Genomic DNA, 22,976 nt, shown 5'->3' on the forward strand with positions numbered 1-22,976 from the left:
CATTCATTTATTATCTAATCTTAATAAATTCCTGTTGAAGTATAGAATGCGATAACCAAAAATACAGCAAGCGTTTTCAATGCTGTGATGGCAAAGATATCTTTATAAGATTGTTTATGAGTTAATCCCGTTACTGTAAGGATAGTAATAATAGCCCCGTTATGTGGCAATGTATCCATTCCTCCTGATGCCATTGATACGATACGGTGCATTACTTCTAATGGAATATCAAATTGATTAGCTGCTGCAATAAACTTATCTCCCATTGCACTTAAAACGATTCCCATTCCTCCTGATGCAGAGCCTGTAATACCAGCTAAAATATTCGTCGTGACTGCTCCATTCACGAGGGGATTTGTGAATGTGGCAGAGATGCCATCTCGCATAATCGCAAAGCCTGGAAGTGCTGCGATGACACCACCGAATCCAAACTCAGCTCCTGTATTCATCGTTGCAAGTAGCGCTCCACCAATACTTGTATTTAATCCAGCTTGAAACCCTGTTACTACTCGTTTCCAATATAATAATAGCGTTGTTACTATACCTATAATAAGTGCCAATTCTACTGACCAAATACCAACTACTGCACTTAATTCTACTTTTCCAAATGTCTTCATACCAATTGAAGAAAAATCAAAACCGTTCGGATACCACTTCGGTATCATAATAGTAAAAGCTTTATTCATTACACCTACTAAAATAAGTGGAATAAAAGCAATTACTTGCTGTGTTCTTGTAATTTCAATACTTTTAAGTAGCGGCATATCTTTTTGTTCTGCTTGCAAAGATGCTGCCATTTCGATATTCCCATCGTTAAAACCAAAATATCCTTCACCGGCTGCTTTTGCCTTCTTACGTCTACTCTCTAAATATAGTAAACCTAATGTAAGAACAAAAATTGCTCCTACAATCCCAAGTACCGGTGCAGCATAAATATCTGTTTTGAAAAATGTTGTTGGTATTACGTTTTGAATTTGTGGTGATCCAGGTAGCGCATCCATCGTAAACGTGACTGCTCCAAGAACAATCGTTCCAGGAATTAAACGCTTCGGAATATTCGCTTGTCGAAACAACTTAGCTGCAAACGGATATACAGCAAATACTACTACGTACACACTAACACCACTATACGTTAAAATAGCACCCATTAATACAATCGCTAATATTGTACGTTTTTCACCAACTAACTCTATAATTGTCTTTGCAATTGAGTCCGCAATCCCTGACATTTCTACTACTTTCCCAAATATTGCTCCAAGTAAAAACACAGGAAAATATAGTTTAATAAAACCTACCATTTTCTCCATAAAAATGTTCGAAAAGAAAGGTAATACAAAACTAGGTTCTGTCAAAAATACCGCAAATAACGCAAATATTGGCGCAAATAAAATTACAGAAAAACCTCTATATGCTACAAACATAAGTAAACTAAGTGCTAATAATATAATAACTAGCTCCAATTATACCCCTCCTTTAAACAGAAAATTCAAACTATTACTAATAAACTTCTACTACTATCTTTTGATTCTGACATCACTCCTCTTATTCATACAAATTTTTCATGCTAAAAATGTCTAATTATACATATTCGATTACATATAAAAAATCCCTTTAAACAAAAACGATTTCATCGTCATACGTTATAAAGGGATTTTCAGTCTCTATATTTACTTCTTTATCAAACTATTTTCTAAACAAAAATGATGTAGTTCTTTTACATCATTTACTATATGAGTCGCACCCACTTCAGTCAATTCTGTTTCACTACCATAGCCATATAAAACGCCGATTGAAGCAATTCCATTATGGTTCGCACCGATTATATCGTGCTTTCTATCTCCAATCATAACAATCCCTTCTCTATTAAGTTCTTCATTTGTGTGTAAAATATGAGCAATAATCTCTTCTTTTTTTATTCTTGTACCATCTAAATTACTTCCAATAATATCTTCAAAATAATCCGTTAATTGAAAGTGCTCTAGTACTTGCTTTGCAAATACTGTAGGCTTTGAAGTTGCTACAAATAAACGATTAGCTGAACTTTTTAATTGTTGTAAAAGATCTGGAATACCTTCATATACATTATTTTCAAACAAACCACGCTGCTTTAAATATTCACGGAAATAAAAAACAGCTCGTTCAACCTCTCCTTCACTCATATTATATCTCTCTATGAATGATTGCTGAATGGGAGGGCCAATAAATGAATCTAACTCGCTTATATGTAATTCTTCTATGCCAACCTTTTTTAATGCATACAATACTGAATTTATAATCCCTTCTTTCGGATCCGTTAATGTTCCATCTAAATCAAATAGAAATGTTGTGTACATGTTTCATTCCCCCACTCATTTTACTTTATAAGTAACCTATAACATATTTTCCCATTCCCCCTTCTATTATACTATCATTATCTTTTTTCTGAAAAATCACTTTTCCTATGTCACATACTTTCAGTTACAAAAAACGATACATATGATAAAGTAAAAAAGTTACAATTATTTTAATAGAAACTGGTGAAACAAATGTCAATTACATTAATTTTTATAATGGCTTTCACAATTGTCATCCATGCTGTTGAAACTAGCTCTTATAGTATTCGATTAGCTGGTGTACGTTTAAAAAAGATTGCCGTTGCCTTATCCGTCGTAGGAATGGTACTGCTTATTTCAAGAACATCTAACTTACTACAAGCCTTTTTAATCGGTGGTATTGTCGATGAAGCAAAATTAGATTCTTCTATTGATTTAGAGCATATTATACGGCTCGTTCTATTATCTGCTTCTGTTGGTACATTGCTTGCGATTATACTGTATCCAACTTTGACAAAACTATTTGGATACGTCATTCAAAACTTTGAAACAGATGGTTCATTCATTCGAATGATGAAGACGAATAACATTCAAAAATTAAAGTACACAAACAAATATGTACGGTTTCCAAAGTTAGAAATGATTCATAGACTGCGTATCGGTGGTATTCCAAAACGTATTATGCTTATTAACATGTTTGCTACTGCTATTTATACAGCAGGTGTTCTTGCTGCCCTTTACGCTTCTTTTCTAAATCCAGACTATGCAACAAACGCAAGTACAGCTTCTGGTCTTGTAAATGGTTTTGCTACAATTTTATTAACGGTACTACTCGATCCACGCATCGCTCTTTTAACAGAACGTGCTTTACAATCAGAGCATGGTGCTGAATCTATGAGTAAAATGTACGGTTGGCTAATGATTTCTAGACTTTTCGGTACATTATTAGCACAACTACTATTTGTACCAGGTGCTTACTGGATTTTATGGATTATTGAACTAATACATTAATTTACTAGAAAGGTGAGTTTATTAATGAATATACAAACAGAGCAAGATATAGTTCGCTTAATAGAAAACGACGAATGGATGATGAATGTATTACAAATAGCAAAATCATTAGAACTACCTGATTGGTGGATTTGTGCCGGATTTATTCGTTCTAAAATTTGGGATACTTTACATAACTATGAAGCTAAAACGACTATGCCTGATGTTGATGTGATTTATTATGATAGTCTACATGAAGATGAGATATACGAACAATCATTAGAAACGAAATTAATGAATATGGATGCTACTATCCCTTGGTCTGTAAAGAATCAAGCTCGTATGCATGTAGTAAATAATATGCCACCGTATTCTTCTTCTGTTGATGCTATTTCTAAATTCCCTGAAACAGCAACGGCTTTAGGAGTTACATTAGACGAAAAAAACAATGTTATATTAACAGCTCCGTGTGGGATAGAAGATGTACTTTCCTTACAAGTGAGACCAACAGCTCATTTTCTTGAATCGAAAGAACGATTACATATGTACAAAAACAGAGTTATTAAAAAGAATTGGCAAAGTAAGTGGCCTAGCATTACAATCACATATCCAGAAATTTAGAAAGGATGCTTCTTATTTAGAGAAGCACCCTTTTCTTCATTTCAAAAAATGTATGACTGTTTCTGCGAATCTATCTGCTTCCTCATAATGAGGTGAATGACCGCTCTCTTCAAATACGATATACTTGCCGTTTCGAGCATCTTTATTAAATATTTCAATTTGTTTTTCACACGTTACTACATCATGTTTTCCTACTATTAATAACATTGGATTCTGTACATCTTTTATTTTAGATAATAATGACGTATGACATGCTCCTTCTAATTTTAATCTATCAAAATGAATTTTGGAGCGTTTTGAAAATACTTCCCACTCTTGATCACTGTATAAACTCTCATCTGTCCTATCTTCCTTATTATTGTAAATCTCCATTCTTTTTTCTTCTAATTCTTCGCTTAATCTTATATAAGCATCAAGCAACTCTTCTGAACTAGCATCGCTAGATGAATAAGCTATGGACTCTTCTGCTACTTCTTCTTTTCCATACTTTTTTAATAACTCCCCTGTCTTTTGTAACAAAGCTCTACTTGTTAATGCAAAATCGAAAGTTGGTCCTTCAAATATTATTTTCTCTATTGAACTTGGATATATCGACGCATATAACAATGCTAAATATCCACCGAAAGAATGTCCAATTACAGACCACTTCTCAATTTGTAATACTTTTTTTAGTCCCTCACAGTCTTCAATCAAATCTTTTAATCCAAAAGCTTCGTCCTCAGTAATTTCTTCAGAGCGACAAACACCTCTTTGATCAATCATAATTACATATAGAGAATCTTTTAAACGTTCCGCTTGATGAAATGAAAAATCATAGCAACTTTCTCCTGGTCCACCATGCAAGTATAAGACTGGATTCTTTTTAGGATTTCCATGCGTTTCAACGTATAGCTTTTTCCCTCTAATATTCATATATTTCCCTGTTTCTATCAAATGTGCCTTTATAATCATCACCTTCCTTTTTACTGAATATTATAACATTCAATGTTAAATAACCCCTATTACATTTAAAAAGACAATAATTATTGCGAGCGGTGCTACAAATCGAAGTAAAAATGCCCAGCAAGTAAATACTTTCTTTCCATAATTTCCACCTACAAAAAACTCTGCTTCTAGCACCTTCTTTTCCATTTTGAATGAAACGAAAATACTAATAAATAGTGCTCCAAGTGGCATTAATATATTACTAGATAAGAAGTCTATTGCATCAAATATATTCTTTCCGAAAATCGTAATATCACTCCATACTCCAAATGATAACGCTGATGGTATACCTACTAAGAAAATGCAGAAACCGATCATCCATGATAATTTTCTTCTTCTTTCTTGTTCACCATTTGCTAATGCTGAAACAACAGTCTCTAATAAAGAAAATGCTGATGTTAATGTCGCAAATGTAAATAGTGCAAGGAATACTGTTAAGAAAAACCCACCGAATGGAATTTGACTAAATACAGATGGTAATACGATAAATAGTAATCCAGGCCCCTCTGTTGGCTCCATTCCTAATGAAAATACAGCTGGAAAAATAGCAAGACCTGCAAATAATGAAACAAATAAATTCAATCCAACAATTGTTATTGCTGATTTTGGTAAACTTTCTTTTTTATTTAAATAGGAACTATACGTAACCATTATCGAAATCCCGATACTAATCGCAAAGAACGATTGTCCCATCGCGAATAAAATACTTTCTGAAGTAATCTTTGAGAAGTCTGGTTGTAAGAAAAACTTCACACCTTCCATTGCATTATCAAGTGTTAGTGATCGAACAATAAGAGCAACAAATAAAACAAACAATGCTGGCAACATATATTTACTTGCTTTTTCAATTCCGTTTTGTACACCTTTTGATACAACCCAAATCGTAATGAACATAAAAGCGAAATGCCCCATAATCGCCCAAGCGGGATTTCCAATTGTTTCAGTAAATAATGTACCATAATTCTGTCCCGGAGTAATAAGTTGCCCAGTTACTCCTCTGAATAAATAAATTAATACCCATCCACCTACAACACTATAAAACGAAAGTAATATAAAACACGTTCCAACGCCAAGGCGTCCAATCCAGTGCCACCCTGTATTTGGTGCAATACTTTTAAATGCTCCAACTGCTTGTTTTTGTGTACTGCGTCCAATCATAAATTCAGCTATAAGTAGTGGTAGTCCAATTAATACAGTAAATAATATAAAGATTAAAAAGAATGCTCCTCCCCCGCTCTTTCCAGCGATATAAGGAAACTTCCATATCGCGCCAAGTCCAATTGCTGATCCTGCTGCAGCCATTATAAAACCTAATTTCGAAGTCCATTGCTCCGTCTGTTTCATCTTATTTCCCTCCTATAACATCCTTTTATATAGATAAATTAATTTTATAAATTAATTCAAATAAACCCTCCATTTCTATTTCTATAATATAAAAAAATGGCCTAACGTCTCTATATAAAGAGACGCTAAGCCATTTACTTAACGCGGTACCACCCTTATTGATTCCATTATGAATCCACCTTAGTAGTAATCGTTTGATTACAAACCTAATATCGAAGGTTAACCGTTAAGATTTACTAAGAATGTGATTCCGTTCCACCTTACTGCTCCTAGGCGAGTTCAGGATGTCATTTGACTATGTCACACCAACCCATAGCTCTCTGTACAAATATACGACCTTACTACTCCTATTCAACACATTTTAATATTTAGAATATATTTTCTTTTGAAATTAATATGAAGTATATCTGTTATATTAGTAACTGTCAAGGTATATATTATTTTTTTGTCGAAAAGAATGTTCCATTGTAACTTTGTACAATCGGGAAATGTTATTAATCATCTAGATCATCATGATCCACATCGTCTTCATCTTGGTCATCATCTTCATCTTCATTTTCATTTTTTATTAATTCAAATTCCTTTTCCGCTATAATATTTCCATTTTTCTTGTTAATATATATTTTTTCCTCATCTTCGTTTGTTTCTACCTCTATTTCATATACGCCCTTATCGTCCATACGTTCTACATCAATTTTCTCTACAACTCCATTTACCTTTTCAATTGCAATTTGTTTAGCTATTTCTGGACTAAGCTCTTTACTTTCGTAACTTTTTTCTTCTCTCTCTTCATATCGCATTTCTTCATGTTCCATTGCATTTACACCATATGCTGTCCCTCCAGCAATGAAAAGCACCATTACGATTCCAATCCATAATTTCATTTCATGTTCCTCCTCTTCATTTCTTTCTTACTTACATACTAAAATGTTAAAATGAAAGAAATCTGTGAGGAACATTAAAATTTGATGAGAATCCGTTTATTGTTGTGATTATCCTTCGTCATCATCATCTTGATCATCGTTGCTTTCTTCTTGATCATCGTCATCTTGTTGTTGCAATGACTCCTTTTGCTGAATAGTGTTATTTACCGATGTAGTTGATATAATTTCTCCTGTTATTGTATGTACCCTTACATCAACCGTTTCTGTTTGTTTTTTTATAATAATTTGGTAGGTAGCCGTACCATTTATATCAACTATACTTAACTTCTCAATAAATCCACCTTGTACTTTTTGTAACGCAACTTCTTTTGCCTGTTCTTCTGTTATAACTTTTTGTATTTGTGAAGTACCAATAAAAGCGCCTGTAGTTTCTTCAATTTCTACTATTACATTCTCATTTGCACTTTTCTCTATTTCTATTACATATATTTTTTTTTCATTTTTTTGCTCAAGTCTAATTCCCTTTACATTCCCTGGCACTTGCTGCACTGCAATTTCTTTTGCCTGCTCTTCTGTAACTTTTGTCATCGGTTTCTCTAACAATTGAATTCGACCAGTTGTTTTTTCAACCTCAACTACCTTACTTTGCTTATCATTTGTTTCTACCGTAATTACAAACACTTCTATCTCTTTTCTCTTTTCTAATATAGTATGTTTAATTTCACCTTGTACTTTCTGTAGCGCCATTTCTTCCGCTTTCTCTTTCGTTATTGTATTACTTTTTAATGATTTTTCTTTTGCTCGTTTTATCTCTCCATTTTTGGCATCTACTATTATTTCATATGAGCCTTGTTCATTTGAAAGATTTACCTTATAAAAATCTTGTTCCCCTTTATTTACTAATTTCATACTTTTAATTTTTCCAGGATACTGTTCAGATACAATACTTTGAATTTGTTTCTCAGATAATATTGTTTCTCCTTGCTTAGAAACAATACGTTGTGATACAAACGCTACACTTACAACCGCAAAGCAAACTAACAATGCAATTTTCCATTTCTTTTTCATGTTTAAAGCTCCTATCCTTTTATGAAAAATGAGGTAAATTTACTGTAACTTTCGTCCATTCTCCTTCTTCACTTTCAAGTTGTATATCTCCTTCATGAGCATCAATAATTTGTTTGGCAATCGATAAACCTAAACCAGTCCCCCCAGTTTCCCTACTCCTCGCCTTATCAACTCGAAAGAAACGATCAAACACTTTCTGTATATCTTCCTTAGGAATTCCCATACCGTAATCTTGAATAGAAAAAAAGACTTTTTCTTTTTGTATTCCTACTATAATATCTATAGAATCTTTACTGTATTTCATTGCATTATCTAATAAAACTACTAATACTTGTTTTATTTTTTGTTCGTCAATACTTACAACAATTTTTTCTTCCTCTGTTATAACACGAAAATTCCGAGCATATGTTTTTTCTAGTTGCTCAGCAGTCACCTGACATAATCGGACCAAATCTGATGCGTTAGTCTCCAAATTCCACTCCGCACTACTGTTTGCAAGAAGCAGCATTTGATTCGTCATACCTTTCATTCTTACTGCCTCAGAATAAATCGCTTCTACAGATTCTTCTAAAACATCTTGTTTTTTCATTCCCCATCTTTTTAATAATTTCGCATAACTTTCAATAACTGTTAACGGTGTTCTTAATTCATGCGAAGCATCTGAAACGAACTGTTGCTGCTTTTCAAAGTTCTGATGTAATAAATCAATCATTTTATTAAATGTCGTTCCCATTTTGTACAATTCATCTTTTGACTTTTTCTCGAGCGGTATTTTTTTGAATATCCCTCTATCCTGTATATGTTCCATAGTTTGTATTAAAGAGTTTACAGGTTTTAAAATGAGTTTACTTAACATTCTCCCCGCAAAAAAAGACGGAATTAAAACAAAAAGTGACGCAATAACTAATACATTTTTTAACATTTTTAAATTCTCTTGCAAACTATCTAAACGTTCTGTCATTTCTAACGATACAATTTTTCCATCATTCCAAATGATTGGTATTTTTATATATGCAAATTTCTCCTCGTTCTTCTCATAAACTCCGGCTGATTCTTTTCTTTCAAATTTCGTATTTAATACTGGAATTGGTTTTGTACTATCCACTTCTTGCCTAATCGTTACCTTTGAATTTTCATTAATAATTCTAATCATACCGTTTGAAGGTAAGTATGGTTGCAACAAATTTACTGCGTCAATTTCTTTTGCTGAATCCGCGTTCATTCCTTCAATAATATGTAGTGCCTCACGTTTCAATCGTTCTAACTCTCCGTTCGTAGTAACTTTATAAAACAAAAAATATATTGAACTATTAATAATTAATAAAATAAGTAGTAACCATACTGTTGAGAATAAATATATTTTATTTTTAATTTTCATACATTACACCTTTAAGACATACCCAACACCTCGAACAGTGTGAATAAGTGGTACATCCACATTACAATCTACTTTTTTGCGCAAATATCGAATATACACATCAACAACATTTGTATCACCATAATAATCATATCCCCAAACATTCGTTACAATTTGCTCACGATTTAACACTTGATTTTCATGTTTCATTAAAAAGAGTAATAAATTAAATTCACGTGGCGTTAAGTCAACTAGATTATTCCCTCTTTTCACTTCTCTCGTTTTCTCATCTAAATATAAATCTGCAATTTGATAACTACTATTTTCCTCTTCTTTTATTACGTATGAAATTCTTAAACAAGCACGAATCCTCGCTAATAATTCTTCTATTTGAAATGGCTTTGTAATATAGTCACTTGCTCCTTGATCTAAACCACTCACTTTGTCAACAACTGAGTCACGAGCAGTTAGTAAAATGATAGGTATTACAGCATTTTTTAAACGTATTCTTCGAAGAACTTCTAACCCACTTATATTTGGAAGCATTACATCAAGTAATATTAAATCCCAGTTTCCATTGCCGAACTTTTCCATTGCTTCTGTACCTGTTTTTGCAATTTCACTTTCATATCCTTCAAATTCTAATTCTAACTGCACGACACGAGCAATTTTTTCTTCATCCTCAACGATTAAAATCCTTTCTCCCATAAAAACCTCCTACAATATATATTTACACCATTTCAGTATAACAAGTAATAATTTCCTTAAAAAGAAAAAATACCTAATATCTTTTCTCCTTAATGAAAAAATCAGGAATGAAATATATTCCTGATTTTTAAAGTGACAATCCAACCCATTGCCAATATACATAGTAAAATATAACCATTACAAATATATAAATAACGCTTAAATAACTACTTAATTTTAATAAATCTTGCGGCTGAAAAGTTTCTCTATCACTTTCTTGAAATAAAAGTAGTGCTTTAGAACTGACTGGAAAAGTTAAACAATAATTCATTCCAACAATACCTAAAAATAGGACGGCTACTTCATTTAATTGTAGACTACTTGCAAAGTATAGTAGTGGCGGAATGATAATTACTGCTCTCGTAGTGTGAGATGTAATATATAAATGTGATGTTACTGAAAGAAGAACAATTATTAGTAGCACAATGAAAATTGATTGATCATCAATTAATTTTGTTACAGAAAATAACTTCTGCATAATCCATTGCGCTGCACCACTCTCCATTAATGATTTCCCTAATGCAATTGCTGCTCCAACAAATAAAATTAAATTCCACGAGACACCTTTTAAACTTTCTTTCCACTGCATCACGCCAAGTTTTGGTAAAGTTAATAAAAACACTCCTAATATAGTTACTGTTGCAATTTCCAAACCGTGTAACCACTCTGTTAACCAAAAAGCTACCATCGCTATTAAAATACTGATTGTATACTTTTCATTTCGCGATAATTCAAACTTAACTTTTTTCTGTTCTAGTTTTGTTTTTACTTCCTCTTTGTCTAAAAATAAAAATAATATTACACGACAACTTATAAAGCTCATTATGAATCCAAATGGAAATCCCCATATTAACCACTCTACAAATGTAATATCCTTATTATTAAATTCCTTTAACATATCTAGGGCAATTAAATGGGAACCTGCACCAATAATTGTAGAACTTGTTGAAACTAAAATAACAGTAGGCATTAAAATTGCTAATGCTTTCGTAATTCTTCTACTCCCAATTTCTTTTGATATAGCTTGAAAAACAGGTAATACAACCGCTGCGCGTCCAGATGTTGATGGAATAAAGAAAGCGAGTATTTGAATAATCATAGTCAAAATCCCGCACAAGCCCAAAATATTCCGAGCACGATTTACAACAAAGCACGTCATTTTCTCAGCTAAACCGGTAGCTTGAAGTGCCCTTCCTAAAATAAACGAACCGATCATAAGCCAAATGACATCTGAAGCTAACGAATCAAATAAAAGATCTTGCTTTGCTGTTCCTGAAATAATTAGAAATAATACAGAACCGAGTGCAATATAGGCCGAATTTATCGTTGTTGTTGTCCATAATATAATTGCGCAACAAAATCCAAACAAACTCCATTTTGCTTCCAGCGTTAATGACGATGGAAGCAAAAGAACTATTTCTACCATTAATATAAGTGCTATGGGCAGAACCCAGGATGACTTAATTTTCGGAGTATCATTATTATTCACATGTAATTCCACTACATTTTTTTCAATCATGATACATACCCACTTTTATTCAAACGAGATGCGATTTGATAGCCAACTAAAACTGTACGCATCGTACTCTCTGTACAATCACCAAGCCATTTCTCCGCATTAGAAAAAGCATTTTCTAATGAAGATGGCATTGGTAATATGCTTGTATATGCATCAATTCCGTAATCGTAATTAATACGTGCTCCTTTACCGACTGTCCCTACTAACGCTATTACTGGTAATCCATATCTTTTTGCACATTTAGCCACCTCAGCTGGAATTTTCCCACGTGGTGTTTGAAAATCTATACTTCCTTCCGCGGTAAATACAAGATCACACTTTAGCAATAGTTTATTTAAATCCATATACTTCATAATAATGTCGTATCTCGGATGTAGCGTTGCCCCTATTAAAGCTTGCAGTCCAGCACCAAGACCGCCAGATGCACCACTTCCTGGTGTATGATGTATATCTATACCTATATCTTTTTTTATAATAGAAGCATAGCGCTCCAATGCTTTTTCTAGTTCTATTACTTGTGCTTCGTTAGCACCTTTTTGCGGACCGAACACTCTAGCTACTCCCTGTTCGCCGCATAATTGATTAAACCAATTACAAGCAACATCAATTTGGACATGTCTTAATCTAGGATCTACTTGTGACGTATCTATTTTTGAAACTTGTAATAAAGAGGTGCCACCTTGAATTTGTATTTCCTTCTCATCTTCATTAAAAAACTTTACACCTAACGCTTCAGCCATACCAGCACCTCCATCAGACGTACCCGAATCACCACAACCTATTAATATACGATCTACTCCTTTGTTTAAAGCTAATTCGATTAACTGTCCAACACCATGAGTAGTCGTTTTTCTAGGATCACGTAAATCTCTTGGTACAAGGCGTAACCCAGCCGCCGCAGCCATTTCAATAACAGCTGTACGCTCACCATCTCTCGTTTCAAAAACACCAAAATAAGATTGTATCTCATCTCCAACAGGTCCCGTTACTTGTACTTTATACATTTTTCCACCAGTAATATTTATAATTGCCTCTGTAAACCCTTCCCCACCATCAACCATTGATAAAGTCTCTACAGTAGCAAGTGGCATAACTTTTAAAATCCCTTCTTTCATTACATCAGCAGCTTCCTTCGCCCCTAAACTTTCTTTAAATCCTGATGGTACAACTAAAATACGCATGTATTATTTCTCCCTTCACCTTATATATCTTTCGTATCTACGGCTTATATTAAAGGTGAAAAAAGAGAGCACAATTAAGCTTACATTAAAATTTGATGAGAAAGTGCTGAATTTTGCGAACCAAAAAATCCGTTGCACTATTGAATAGCGCAACGGATACATTCCTTTACTCTTTATTCAATTTTATTTCTCTATTACGGGACAATACTTGTACGATTTCGCGTTTCCTGTACTCAGCAAGCAAAATTGCTTTAAGTTTATATTTTGTAAGTTTTGTAGTAACAGTAGGAAAACTTTTTTATATCATGATAACTACTACGTTAAAATTTACGAGTTTATACGAGTTCGTTAGTTTCATATAAATTCCATGTATTTAAATTCATCGCCATATAAAATGTCATCTTGCCTAAGCTCGTACTTCTTTTTCTTTTCACTGTAAATATACTTCATTCGCACTAATCTATATATTCTGCTGTACCAATGAAATCCAACTTGTAGGTAGTCTTATCTACGAAGTTAACAATTTTACCTTCTTTATTATAATCATAATTATAAATTAAAATGATGGTATTGTATTTAGACTTTATCTTAATGTTATTGTACTGTTGTATTAATTGATTATCATATGAAAAATCTACTAACAGCTTTTCTATGTCATCTTCAGCATCAGGAATCCAATCTTTTTCAACTAAGTCCCTATCATAATAACCTAATTTAAAATCTTTCTCAAAAATAGAGGGAATACTATCTCCATCTTCATTATATTTTATTTCAGTGTACGTTTCGAGTTCATCAAAATCACTAAAGCATCCTAACCATAAAGAAACATCGTTTTTCATTTTTTACCTCCTCAAACCTTCTGGTAAATCCATAATGCCATTTTTCATTCTATTTTCAGCCCACTCATTAAGCCCTTTAACAAAACTTTCATAGTCAGAAGCAGAATCAATAATCTTTAACATTTCATTATGTGCTTTTGTCGAGCCTCTTCTTCCATGACGACCAGGTGGATTTACAAATTCAACATCTTTAGTCAGAGACCTCATTTCTTTAATATCATCCATACTAATTCCCCACTGCTTAAATTTAGGAGTTCTTGCTACAAGATGCCACTCATGGTATCCTCCTGGGCGTCTAATCCTATCTTCTATTTTACTTCTCAACTGAGGATTATTCCACATTTCCTCAAATTCTTTTGCTGATAGATTATCAAACCATTTATTAAACTCATTGTTTCTTACTGATGGAATTTTCACATCACTTAAATGCTTACTATTCCCACTAGTACTCTTACTACCTTCACCCGTACCCTATGTTGTAATCTTAAACCCTCACAATAAAAAAGCAAACCATGTACACCTTATTAAACTACTTCTTTTTCTTCTACTATCGGCAACTCATATGCCGTTTTATATTTCATCATGCCATATACAATGTTTACAAGCCTTCTCATAATACATACCAATGCTTGTCCTTTTGTTTTTCCTTCTTTAAGCTTCTTTTGATAGTACGCATGAAACACTGGATTTCGTGGCATCTTACTGCCTTTTGCTACTTGCACTTGCTGTACTGCTAAATTATAAAATAAAGCGTGTAGCGCCCTGTTTCCTTGTTTACTTTTATGTGTCTTACCTTTCCCACCAGAACCAAAGTAAACAGGTGCAATCCCCGCAAATCGTGCTAATTTATTGGCATTTGGAAATCGTCTTACATCCCCAATTTCAGCTATTAATGCTGATGCCGTCACAAGTTCTATTCCCGGCATCGTTTCTAATTGATAATCTAGTAGATTTACTAGCTGTTTTAATTCTCTCTCGATGTATTTCATTTCTTTCTTTTTAAACTCAATGTCCCGTACAATACTTCTTACTAAAAAATCTCGTGTTTCTTGATACTCCTTCATTGTATGTCCATCTTCTTTTACAAGTTTTAATATGTCGCTTGCTTTCTTTACTGAACATGTATTGTTGCTAACATCTAATAAAAAAGCTGTTAATTGCTTTATATTTGCCCCCTCTAAACAAGGGGGTGACGGATATTGCTGCCAAAACGCTAATGCTGTTTTTCCATCTAACTCTGAGAAAAACTTTTTATAACTTGGATAATGGTGGTTTAATTGAATATGTAATTGGTTCTTTAATGCACTTTGTGCTTTTACTAATGCATTCCTTCTTGAAACCAATTGTTGTATCGACCAAAATAAATCGTTTGGCTTTGCATCTGGCAATTGATTAAATTTGTTTACCAATATGCGTGCTACACATTCCGCATCCCAACTATCATTTTTTTGTATCATCACTTGGCTTTTTCGTTCTAAAAATGATAAAGCCGGATTTACTTCTTTCACTATTCGTTCATGATCTACTAAATATTTCGCTAACGCTCTTCCGTAACCACCAACATCTTCTAAACCAAATACAACAGTTATCCCATCACACACATATGTCTCTACTTCTAATAAGAACTTCGAAAATGCAGATGGTTTATTCTCAAATTGTATTTCTCCTAGTTTCTCTTGCCAACAATTAATAATAACAGCCGTATGCTGCTCTTTATGTAAATCTACTCCTACATACAAATAGTTCTGCCTATGATGCATAACTCATCCCTCTATTCAATGATTTAGTCATATATAAAAATGTCGGCAACCTTAGTTCGAGCGTTCATCTTCCGATGCGCATAGGTACGCAAGCCTATCCATTTTCATCACTCTAGTAGTATGTATAGTAAAATGAGCTAATTTTTTAAGTGAGTTTATAAAATAATTGCTGAATGTTTCCCATTTGTCTGTATTTGACCATATGTGTATATCCCTCGATAAAAGCTCTCCCGGTCTAACATGCGTTTCACTTGTACTTTCGTAAACCGTTTCCCTTTCTCTGTACGATAGCCTTCTGCATTCAGTCGTTCTGCCAATTGAGTCAGCGACCACTGCCTAAAAAAGTGTCGTAACTCAAATAGTCTACGTACAACCACTGCTTTTTCTGCATCTACTTCTAACACTTTTTGTCCTTTCTTGACTGTGTAACCAAACATCACACCGCCACCCGCATATCCACCTTGTTCCGCTTTCTTCTTTCTGCCTCTACTCAGCTTCAATGCAATCTCGAGACGTTGATATTGATCTAGTAGTTCTAACATGCCATTTACTAAAAAATCATTTGGGTCATGCGTGTATATACTATAATTGGGTTGTTCAATCGCTTTCACATCAACCTTATGTTTCTTTAGCTCTCGTTGTATTAATACTTTTGCCATATCAGAGCGCCATAACCGAGATGTATTTAATACAATCACGCGCCTCACTTGTTGATATGCCATATCTGACAATAGTTCTTGTAAGCCTTCACGTTCAACTGTTAATCCATTTTCATCAACAGTTGCGCCACTTAGTCCTCTATCTTCATATACATGAAGCAATTGTAAGTTATTTTCCATACAGTAACGTTCGATTTCTTCTACTTAATACGTTAAGCTATAACCTTCACGTACTTGTCCTTCTGTTGAAACTCGTACATAACCAACTACTTTCTCTTCCATATTGAGTCCTCTCCCGTTACAGCAATTACAATCCCTGTAACGTTTACCCATTTTTTGCGGATAACATGTGCATAACGTTCATCCGTTAAAACGTACTTTACGATGACTTCAAAAAATAACACAACCCTTTATTTTTCCCTCTACTATCGTCGTACACTGTACATAGCCATTACAGTCTATAAAACAACAATAAAAATTTAACACTTAATGCACTTATAAAATTATAACGCTCTTTTAAATTTCTACACTAAAACGCAAAAAAGCACTTGTTGCCTTTAATTGACAATCAAGTGCTTTAAGTTCATATGTTTTTAAGTAACATAAATTTGTAAGTTTTATAGTAAGCGTATGGAACTTTTTGTATGTCATGACAAATATTATGTTAAAACTTACGAGTTTGTACGAGCTTGTTAGTTTAATATACATTCCATGTCTTTATATACGTCGCACAGTAAAATGCCATCTCGCCTAAGCTCGTACTTCGTTTTCTATTCTATCATTGCACACAGTACTCTATGATGGTACAACCATCATGGAGTACGTACTTTCTAACAGCCTATTATTTTCCTGTACACTTCATAATATGTTTTAAATTAATTACAGCCAATACTTTGTCACTCCTGTATGCAAATGCTGTAACCTTTATAAGTCACTAAATCTATCTTTAAATTCCTTTTACGCAGCTAAACATTTAACTTTTCAAAAATTTAAGATACTTAGTATTCTTCGGATTCCCAAAACATCTACCTTCTGATTTTGTATTGGCAATGCTAAAAAATTCTTTTGCGGTTTCTAAATCATCTAATTCAAAAGCAACTTTCCCTGCAATAAATTCCTTGTCACCGGAATCTATACGTGCAAATCCAGTTAAAAATATTTTATCTGCCCACTCCTTTGCTTTTTTTAAATCATTTACCATAAAACAAGTAGAGATAATATCCTTAACTAAATGGTAACTCTCTTCACAATAAATACCTTTAGGATTAGGTATTATATCCCATGCCTCTTCTAATAACACAATAGAACCATTATAGTTACCATTATTAAATTGTTCATTACTTTTTTCCAAAAGACTTTCAAATTCTTCTTTTATAGGTGATTGTAAAATAGCCATATTTATCCTCCTCAAATCATATCCTTAATCAATTCAAAATACTTTTCATCCTCATTATAATAGAGTTTATAGCCTTCTAAAATGTAAGCTCTTAACAAATACTCCTTAGCTTTATCAAGCTCTCCACACTCGAATAAACTCTCTCCAAGTCTCAGTAAAATAAATGGATTTGAAATACCATCCGGACAATTTAGTGCATTATATAAATTACTTTTTGCTTTCTCATACTCACGATTTAAAAAATAAGTATCTCCTAATGCTGTATAAATCCATGTACTTGTTTCCCAATCGGTCTTCGGCAACGGAACCAAATCCAGAGCAGCTATATAACTCTGTATTGCCTTATCATCTTTCCCTTTTTCAATAAAAGCATTTCCCTCGTTACATAATTTTACAATTCGATCATACACTTGATCGTTGAGTTCCAATATAAACCCCTCCCAATAATCATTTATTTGGTGACAAGTAGGTTTCATTTAACTTTGCACCTGCGGATCGATTTAACCTATAATGATCTAATACATAATTATTGGAGTCTAACATCCATTCTCTAACTTCTGGGGACTTCGCTCCATAATATCTACCTGTACTGTTCCACCATGAAACTGCATCTGTTAAATGAGCCATATCTGCTTGATCTATTGGATACCATTTATTATCACTTGCCATAAATTCTATTTCACCATCACGTGTTGTACGGATTTTTGGTGGAATTTCATTTTCCATTCTTTCCATTACTTCTTTACCCGTTTTGGAGCCTTTTCCAGGCGTATTCCCCATATATTCCAAGCGTTTTGTTATGCCACTTGGTTCAGGTAAACCCACTTCTTTATTACTTGCGTAACCCCCATCTGGTCGGTGCCATTTTCCATTTACATCTTGATAATAACCTTTAGGAGTTTCACCCGTACCCTTAACAACCTTACTCTCCATATACTGATAAGCCTCTTTCAGAGAATACTGTCCTCCCCCTGAGACATTTCCTACTCCAGCCATGGCGAAGCCTTTTCCCTCACCTGGGATCCATTTGTATTCCAGTAATGTTTTTACTGCGTGCTGGATTTTTTCATTCCCCTGCAAGAAAGTTGTTTTTACGGTTGTGGCGCCTTTGTTCCATAGGCTTCCGATTTTGTCGGCAAATCCTTTTGCTGTGGAGGCTACAAAGTTTACACCCTCTTTTACTTTGTGGCTGGCTGTTTTTATACCATCGACAGCTGCTTTCCCAGCTTTTCCGGCTACCATTGTTACGCCTTCGCCTAGTCTTTTTCCTGCTTTTACAATCGTCTTCCCAAAGCTAGAAGCGACATACTTTATTCCTTTTCCAGCAAGACTTGCCACTTTTCCAACAGGAACAAAGTTTAGGAGTGTCCATCCTGCGGCGATGAGTCTTTCTTTTGTTGATAATTCTTTTCCTGTAATAGGGTCTTTACCGGTAACTGCACGAATTGCATCATTTACTCCGATGAATTCAGCTGCTCCTTCTATTCCCTTTTCCCACCATGATTTTTCATGTTTCTTTTCTTTTTTATGGGCTTCTTTCAATTTTTCATTTTGTTTCTTTTGATATTCTTCATCAGCTTGACGAAACTTTTGAGCGATACGCCGTAATTCTTTTTCTGTAACTTGTAAGTTACGTATGTAAGATTCCATGAGTCTCATTGATCTCATATATTCCCCATAAAAATGTTGACTCGTTGCTCCTTGCCATTGCATTTGAATACTAAACATAGATTGATTGAGATTTTGTTGTATGTTCTGGCTGTGTGTTTGCATCTCTGATATGTTTTTGGCAATTTGTTCGAGTTGTTCAGGTTTGACCTTAATTTCCAAACCTTCTCCCACCTTCCTCTATTTTATACCAAAAAGAAATAGAACTGCATCAATTTTTACTTATTCCCTTTAGAAAAAACATCAAAAATACTGTTATCACAAATCGCTTCAATTTCTTCCTTTACAAATAATTTTTGAAATTTTGTTCCTGGGTTTAATATTACATTTGCCTCTAAATCTATCGTCTTTAATAATTCAACTGCATTCATAGAAACATACGGACATTCTTCTGGAATAACCATTTCTAAATGTTTCAAATCAGAATACAGTGGTAACATTAATCCTTCTTCCATTTCAAAATAATGAATTTGCAATTGTGTATTTTCAGTTGAAATCAAATTCCCTTCTTCATCTACAGTTGTATCTCCCTCTACAGAAGCAACAACGTACAAATTTGATTTCTGTAATATCTCATAAAAATGAACTCTTTTTTCTTCATTCTGTAAAGCTTCCACTAACGCCTCATCTAATGGACAAATTTCTACTAAACTCATTGAACTTCACTCCTTATGCGAAATTTAAATTCGTTATTTTTGAATATTGATTACTGGTACTTCTTTTGAATCATTAGTTCTATTCACTAGATTTAAGTAGAAATGTGATACTGTAGTAGTATAATATGGCGAAATCCAAAGGTATGGGAGATTTAGTGTAAACATTCCCACCAATGAACCTAAAATAAACCAACCAATGAAACTTAACCAAGTGATAAATAAATCTAACTTATGTCCTTTCATCATCATTTTACTTTTTTTAATTGCTTCACTTGCTGTACATTCTGGATCCTCTAACATAATGTAGTAAGCCATAGAATAAGAGAAAAATTTAATAATACCTGGAACAATGAACAAAAGACTCCATAAGCTAATAAATATTGTTTGTAAGATACCTAGTTTCATAGCTCTAAATATATTATTTGAATTGAAACCAGCAAATAAATCACCTATTGTGGTAGATTCATTTTTTGCTAAACGTAATGTAATTGTATAATAGCCGTAACTCATAACACTTTGTACAACAATATAAAGAATAAAAATAATAGCCCATACAATAATTTGAGATAAAATAAAACCAAAATTAATTTGAGGTTCGCCGTATGCATAATATACAAAGTTCTCGGGTCCTATAACGTCTATAAACAAACCAAAAATTAGAAATACTACTATACCAATGATATACATACTTGCTACGGGAATGAGGTAATTAAGAAACGTTGAACCTACCCCTAATCCCCAATGGCCTTTCAATGAGGATAATGCTTCCCTTTTTAAATTGCTAATCATCTTTTTTCCACCTTTCAAATTCTCCATTGCGAATAGCGTGACTATGATGAATAATTAATGAGTTTAGTAAAATTCAAATTTCTACTAAACTCATTAATATTTACTCCTTATGCGGAATAATTTCGCCATCTTACGCAAAGTAAGATGGCGAATGTTAAATCCAATTATTTTTTAACGTTCATAGCTTTAATTTTTTCTACATTCTCTTTTGCTTGTTTCGTTATTTCTCCATTAATAGCATTTGCATATTTATCACGACTTAAAAATTCAAAACATTTATATGCATTATTCGTATCAGTTGCAGACATATATCCTGCACCTTTATTAAACATTTTTAGAGCTACCGTATTCATCCATTCTTTTGCATCTGCTTCTGGATATCCTAGTTCCATAGAATGATAAGTTAATTCAATTGCTGAAGCTAAATCTTCAATCGTATCTTTATTCCCGCTTACCTTTGCAGCTTCAAATGTACTCAAATACTCAATTGCCGCTTTTACCCCATCTTTAATTCCTAATTCTTCGATACCTGGTGTTTTATATAAAATTTGATAGTTGTTTAACGCTGATTTATATTGCGTTTTTTCTAACTGTTTTGCTTCTTTAATTACAAGACCAGCAACATTAGAAAATCCTGTTTTGTCAACAACACCGCGTGAAGCTGCTTGACCATAATAATGTAAAGCATTATAAAGGCTCGTTTGTCCTTCTTTATTTGCTTCATCACCTGCTAATTGAATAAGTTGAATTCCCTCCATTTTTTTGGATGCATTATCAATCATATTCATACCGCTAATTTGGCCAATCGTTTTATCAATATCTTTTAACTGTGCAAGTAATGCGTATGACGGTAATAACGTTTTACCTACTTCACTTTGCCATCCTGTCGTTCCATTCATTTTATTCCATTCATTTTCTGTATCTGTCCATAATTTATTCGCATAATTCACCATTTCTTCTCTTGAACGTTCCAATGGGTGCTTTGTACGAATTGCATTTGCAATATTTAATACCGCTGTATAATATTCTCCATTATTTGCAGCATCGTTTGCTTTTCTTTCAAACATTAGCGGCATTAATAACTTATGAGATTCATCTTGAACAGATTTTTCTACTCTTGCCGTATTTGCTAATAAATTCGCTTTATTTATAGCGTCTTCCACTGTAAATTTAGGATCTTTTATTTGTCCTCGAAGTCCCTCTACAGCCACACTAAATTGCTGCTCTAATTTTTCTTTTTGTTCTCCTGTTGCCCCGTCAACATACTTATTTGCTAATAGTAAAGCATTTTCATATTGTGGATTCGCTGGATTTAAATATGTTTCTATTTCATCGATTTCTTGACTAAATGGTTCAGATTTTACTTGTGCTTTTTGAGTACTTGAATCGATTTTACTTGTTTTCTCGTTATTTTTGGCACCTTCAGTCTTTGCATCTTTTTGGTTTTTCTCAGTTGCTATACTTGTTGCCTCATTTTCTTCTGTAACTGCTTTTTCTTCATTACTACTAGTATTTTCTTTTACCGCGCTTGCTTTTTCTTTTGTCTCAGTTGCAGACATCACTACTGATGTTTGGATATTAAGGTTCTGTAATTCTTCTTGTAATAGCTTATTGAAAATATCTTCTACATCTTGATTCGCTTTTTCTACTAATGCAGGATCTACGCTTTCAAGTACTGATGTAACTAAATAAAATTTACTTAATGCTTGTTCTAAAGATGCTACATCCCCTGTATTTGACCACTCTCTTTTTTCTTCTGTTGCTGTTTGATAAACTTTTTCTGCTACAGATTTAATATAATCCTTCTTATTTTCACTTAAATATCTTTGTAGCTCTTCTGGTGTAGTAACCGATTCATTTAGTACATTCATTTGATTACGTAAATAGAATAGTGCTCTCTCATTTGAATATTTACCACTTGTAAGAATTTGTTCTACATTATCTAATGTTAACTTATGTTCAGCTATCGATTTTGATTTTGATGGTGTATTCAATTGACTAACAAGCGTCCAGTCTTCCTTTTTACTATAGTAGTTCGTTAAATTATTTAATGCATTTTCATCTAGTTCTTTTTGACTCGTATAAAAATCATTAAAGAAAACAGATGAGTAATATTTTCCATTTCCAGCGTACCACTCAACTAAAATATCGCCCGTTTTTGGCGATACTGTAATTGTTGGGTGTGTTGGTTCTGGTGGCTTT

General features: G+C 33.4%; 22 protein-coding genes, 1 pseudogene and 1 other annotated feature. Of the genes and pseudogenes, 2 read left to right on the forward strand and 21 right to left on the reverse strand.

Annotation, left to right across the window (positions count from 1 at the left end):
• Window positions 1-20: 20 nt before the first annotated feature.
• The gene (locus tag V7S50_RS19065) at window positions 21-1,460 is read right to left on the reverse strand and encodes a GntP family permease (RefSeq protein WP_242251810.1); all 1,440 of its coding nucleotides are present in this window, start codon (window positions 1,458-1,460) and stop codon (window positions 21-23) included.
• A gap of 207 nt (window positions 1,461-1,667) precedes the next feature.
• A complete protein-coding gene (locus V7S50_RS19070; RefSeq protein WP_242251809.1) occupies window positions 1,668-2,333 on the reverse strand; it encodes an HAD family hydrolase in 666 nt (221 codons plus the stop codon).
• 192 nt (window positions 2,334-2,525) lie between these two features.
• On the opposite strand from V7S50_RS19070, the gene V7S50_RS19075 reads away from it, so the two are divergent.
• Both V7S50_RS19075 and V7S50_RS19080 read left to right on the forward strand, forming a co-directional pair.
• Window positions 2,526-3,323 (forward strand): lipid II flippase Amj family protein, encoded by a 798-nt coding sequence (locus V7S50_RS19075; RefSeq protein ID WP_063223291.1) that lies wholly within the window; start codon window positions 2,526-2,528, stop codon window positions 3,321-3,323.
• A 24-nt stretch (window positions 3,324-3,347) separates the two neighbouring features.
• On the forward strand, window positions 3,348-3,923 hold the full coding sequence (locus V7S50_RS19080; protein ID WP_242251808.1) for a nucleotidyltransferase family protein: 576 nt from the start codon (window positions 3,348-3,350) through the stop codon (window positions 3,921-3,923).
• A gap of 36 nt (window positions 3,924-3,959) precedes the next feature.
• On the opposite strand, the gene V7S50_RS19085 is transcribed toward V7S50_RS19080, so the two are convergent.
• The 19 genes and pseudogenes from V7S50_RS19085 to V7S50_RS19175 all read right to left on the reverse strand — a co-directional run.
• Window positions 3,960-4,874, reverse strand: coding sequence for an alpha/beta fold hydrolase (locus V7S50_RS19085; protein WP_242251807.1), 915 nt, complete (start codon window positions 4,872-4,874; stop codon window positions 3,960-3,962).
• 36 nt (window positions 4,875-4,910) lie between these two features.
• Window positions 4,911-6,251 carry a sodium-dependent transporter gene (locus V7S50_RS19090; protein ID WP_242251806.1) on the reverse strand — a complete coding sequence of 447 codons (1,341 nt, stop codon included), beginning with the start codon at window positions 6,249-6,251 and terminating at the stop codon, window positions 4,911-4,913.
• 115 nt (window positions 6,252-6,366) lie between these two features.
• Window positions 6,367-6,615 (reverse strand) — a binding site (T-box leader).
• Between the two features lie 130 nt (window positions 6,616-6,745).
• Window positions 6,746-7,135, reverse strand: coding sequence for a PepSY domain-containing protein (locus V7S50_RS19095; protein ID WP_242251805.1), 390 nt, complete (start codon window positions 7,133-7,135; stop codon window positions 6,746-6,748).
• Window positions 7,136-7,243: 108 nt separating this feature from the next.
• Window positions 7,244-8,203 (reverse strand): PepSY domain-containing protein, encoded by a 960-nt coding sequence (locus V7S50_RS19100; protein WP_242251802.1) that lies wholly within the window; start codon window positions 8,201-8,203, stop codon window positions 7,244-7,246.
• A gap of 19 nt (window positions 8,204-8,222) precedes the next feature.
• Complete coding sequence (locus tag V7S50_RS19105) at window positions 8,223-9,581, reverse strand: sensor histidine kinase (protein WP_242251800.1); 1,359 nt, start codon at window positions 9,579-9,581, stop codon at window positions 8,223-8,225.
• Between the two features lie 3 nt (window positions 9,582-9,584).
• On the reverse strand, window positions 9,585-10,268 hold the full coding sequence (locus tag V7S50_RS19110) for a response regulator transcription factor (RefSeq protein ID WP_242251798.1): 684 nt from the start codon (window positions 10,266-10,268) through the stop codon (window positions 9,585-9,587).
• Window positions 10,269-10,395: 127 nt separating this feature from the next.
• Window positions 10,396-11,826, reverse strand: coding sequence for an SLC13 family permease (locus V7S50_RS19115; RefSeq protein WP_242251796.1), 1,431 nt, complete (start codon window positions 11,824-11,826; stop codon window positions 10,396-10,398).
• Complete coding sequence (locus V7S50_RS19120) at window positions 11,823-13,007, reverse strand: glycerate kinase family protein (protein WP_242251794.1); 1,185 nt, start codon at window positions 13,005-13,007, stop codon at window positions 11,823-11,825. Before V7S50_RS19120 ends, V7S50_RS19115 begins: the two co-directional genes overlap by 4 nt.
• 455 nt (window positions 13,008-13,462) lie before the next feature.
• Window positions 13,463-13,846, reverse strand: a complete 384-nt coding sequence (locus V7S50_RS19125; protein WP_242251792.1) for an immunity 22 family protein — start codon at window positions 13,844-13,846, stop codon at window positions 13,463-13,465.
• Between the two features lie 3 nt (window positions 13,847-13,849).
• Window positions 13,850-14,263: a hypothetical protein gene (locus V7S50_RS19130; protein ID WP_087095005.1), complete on the reverse strand. Its 414-nt coding sequence runs from the start codon at window positions 14,261-14,263 to the stop codon at window positions 13,850-13,852.
• 107 nt (window positions 14,264-14,370) lie between these two features.
• Complete coding sequence (locus tag V7S50_RS19135) at window positions 14,371-15,606, reverse strand: IS110 family transposase (protein WP_242251790.1); 1,236 nt, start codon at window positions 15,604-15,606, stop codon at window positions 14,371-14,373.
• Window positions 15,607-15,761: 155 nt separating this feature from the next.
• A pseudogene (locus V7S50_RS19140) lies at window positions 15,762-16,547 on the reverse strand (recombinase family protein).
• Entirely contained in the window at window positions 16,532-16,669 is a 138-nt protein-coding gene (locus V7S50_RS19145; RefSeq protein WP_242251789.1) for a hypothetical protein, read from the reverse strand. The pseudogene V7S50_RS19140 and the gene V7S50_RS19145 overlap by 16 nt, the downstream one beginning before the upstream one ends.
• A gap of 569 nt (window positions 16,670-17,238) precedes the next feature.
• Window positions 17,239-17,661 carry a hypothetical protein gene (locus V7S50_RS19150; protein ID WP_242251787.1) on the reverse strand — a complete coding sequence of 141 codons (423 nt, stop codon included), beginning with the start codon at window positions 17,659-17,661 and terminating at the stop codon, window positions 17,239-17,241.
• 11 nt (window positions 17,662-17,672) lie between these two features.
• Window positions 17,673-18,089, reverse strand: a complete 417-nt coding sequence (locus tag V7S50_RS19155) for a tetratricopeptide repeat protein (protein ID WP_242251785.1) — start codon at window positions 18,087-18,089, stop codon at window positions 17,673-17,675.
• 19 nt (window positions 18,090-18,108) lie between these two features.
• Window positions 18,109-19,491 carry a WXG100 family type VII secretion target gene (locus tag V7S50_RS19160; protein ID WP_242251783.1) on the reverse strand — a complete coding sequence of 461 codons (1,383 nt, stop codon included), beginning with the start codon at window positions 19,489-19,491 and terminating at the stop codon, window positions 18,109-18,111.
• Window positions 19,492-19,547: 56 nt separating this feature from the next.
• Window positions 19,548-19,985, reverse strand: coding sequence for an SseB family protein (locus V7S50_RS19165; protein ID WP_063223282.1), 438 nt, complete (start codon window positions 19,983-19,985; stop codon window positions 19,548-19,550).
• A gap of 33 nt (window positions 19,986-20,018) precedes the next feature.
• Window positions 20,019-20,774 (reverse strand): DUF975 family protein, encoded by a 756-nt coding sequence (locus V7S50_RS19170; RefSeq protein ID WP_242251782.1) that lies wholly within the window; start codon window positions 20,772-20,774, stop codon window positions 20,019-20,021.
• A gap of 164 nt (window positions 20,775-20,938) precedes the next feature.
• Window positions 20,939-22,976 (reverse strand): hypothetical protein (locus V7S50_RS19175; protein WP_336376434.1); only part of this gene is annotated, 2,038 nt, incomplete at its 5' end.

This window comes from Bacillus sp. CCNWLW194 (assembly GCF_037120585.1).
GTDB classification, from domain to species: domain Bacteria; phylum Bacillota; class Bacilli; order Bacillales; family Bacillaceae_G; genus Bacillus_A; species Bacillus_A basilensis.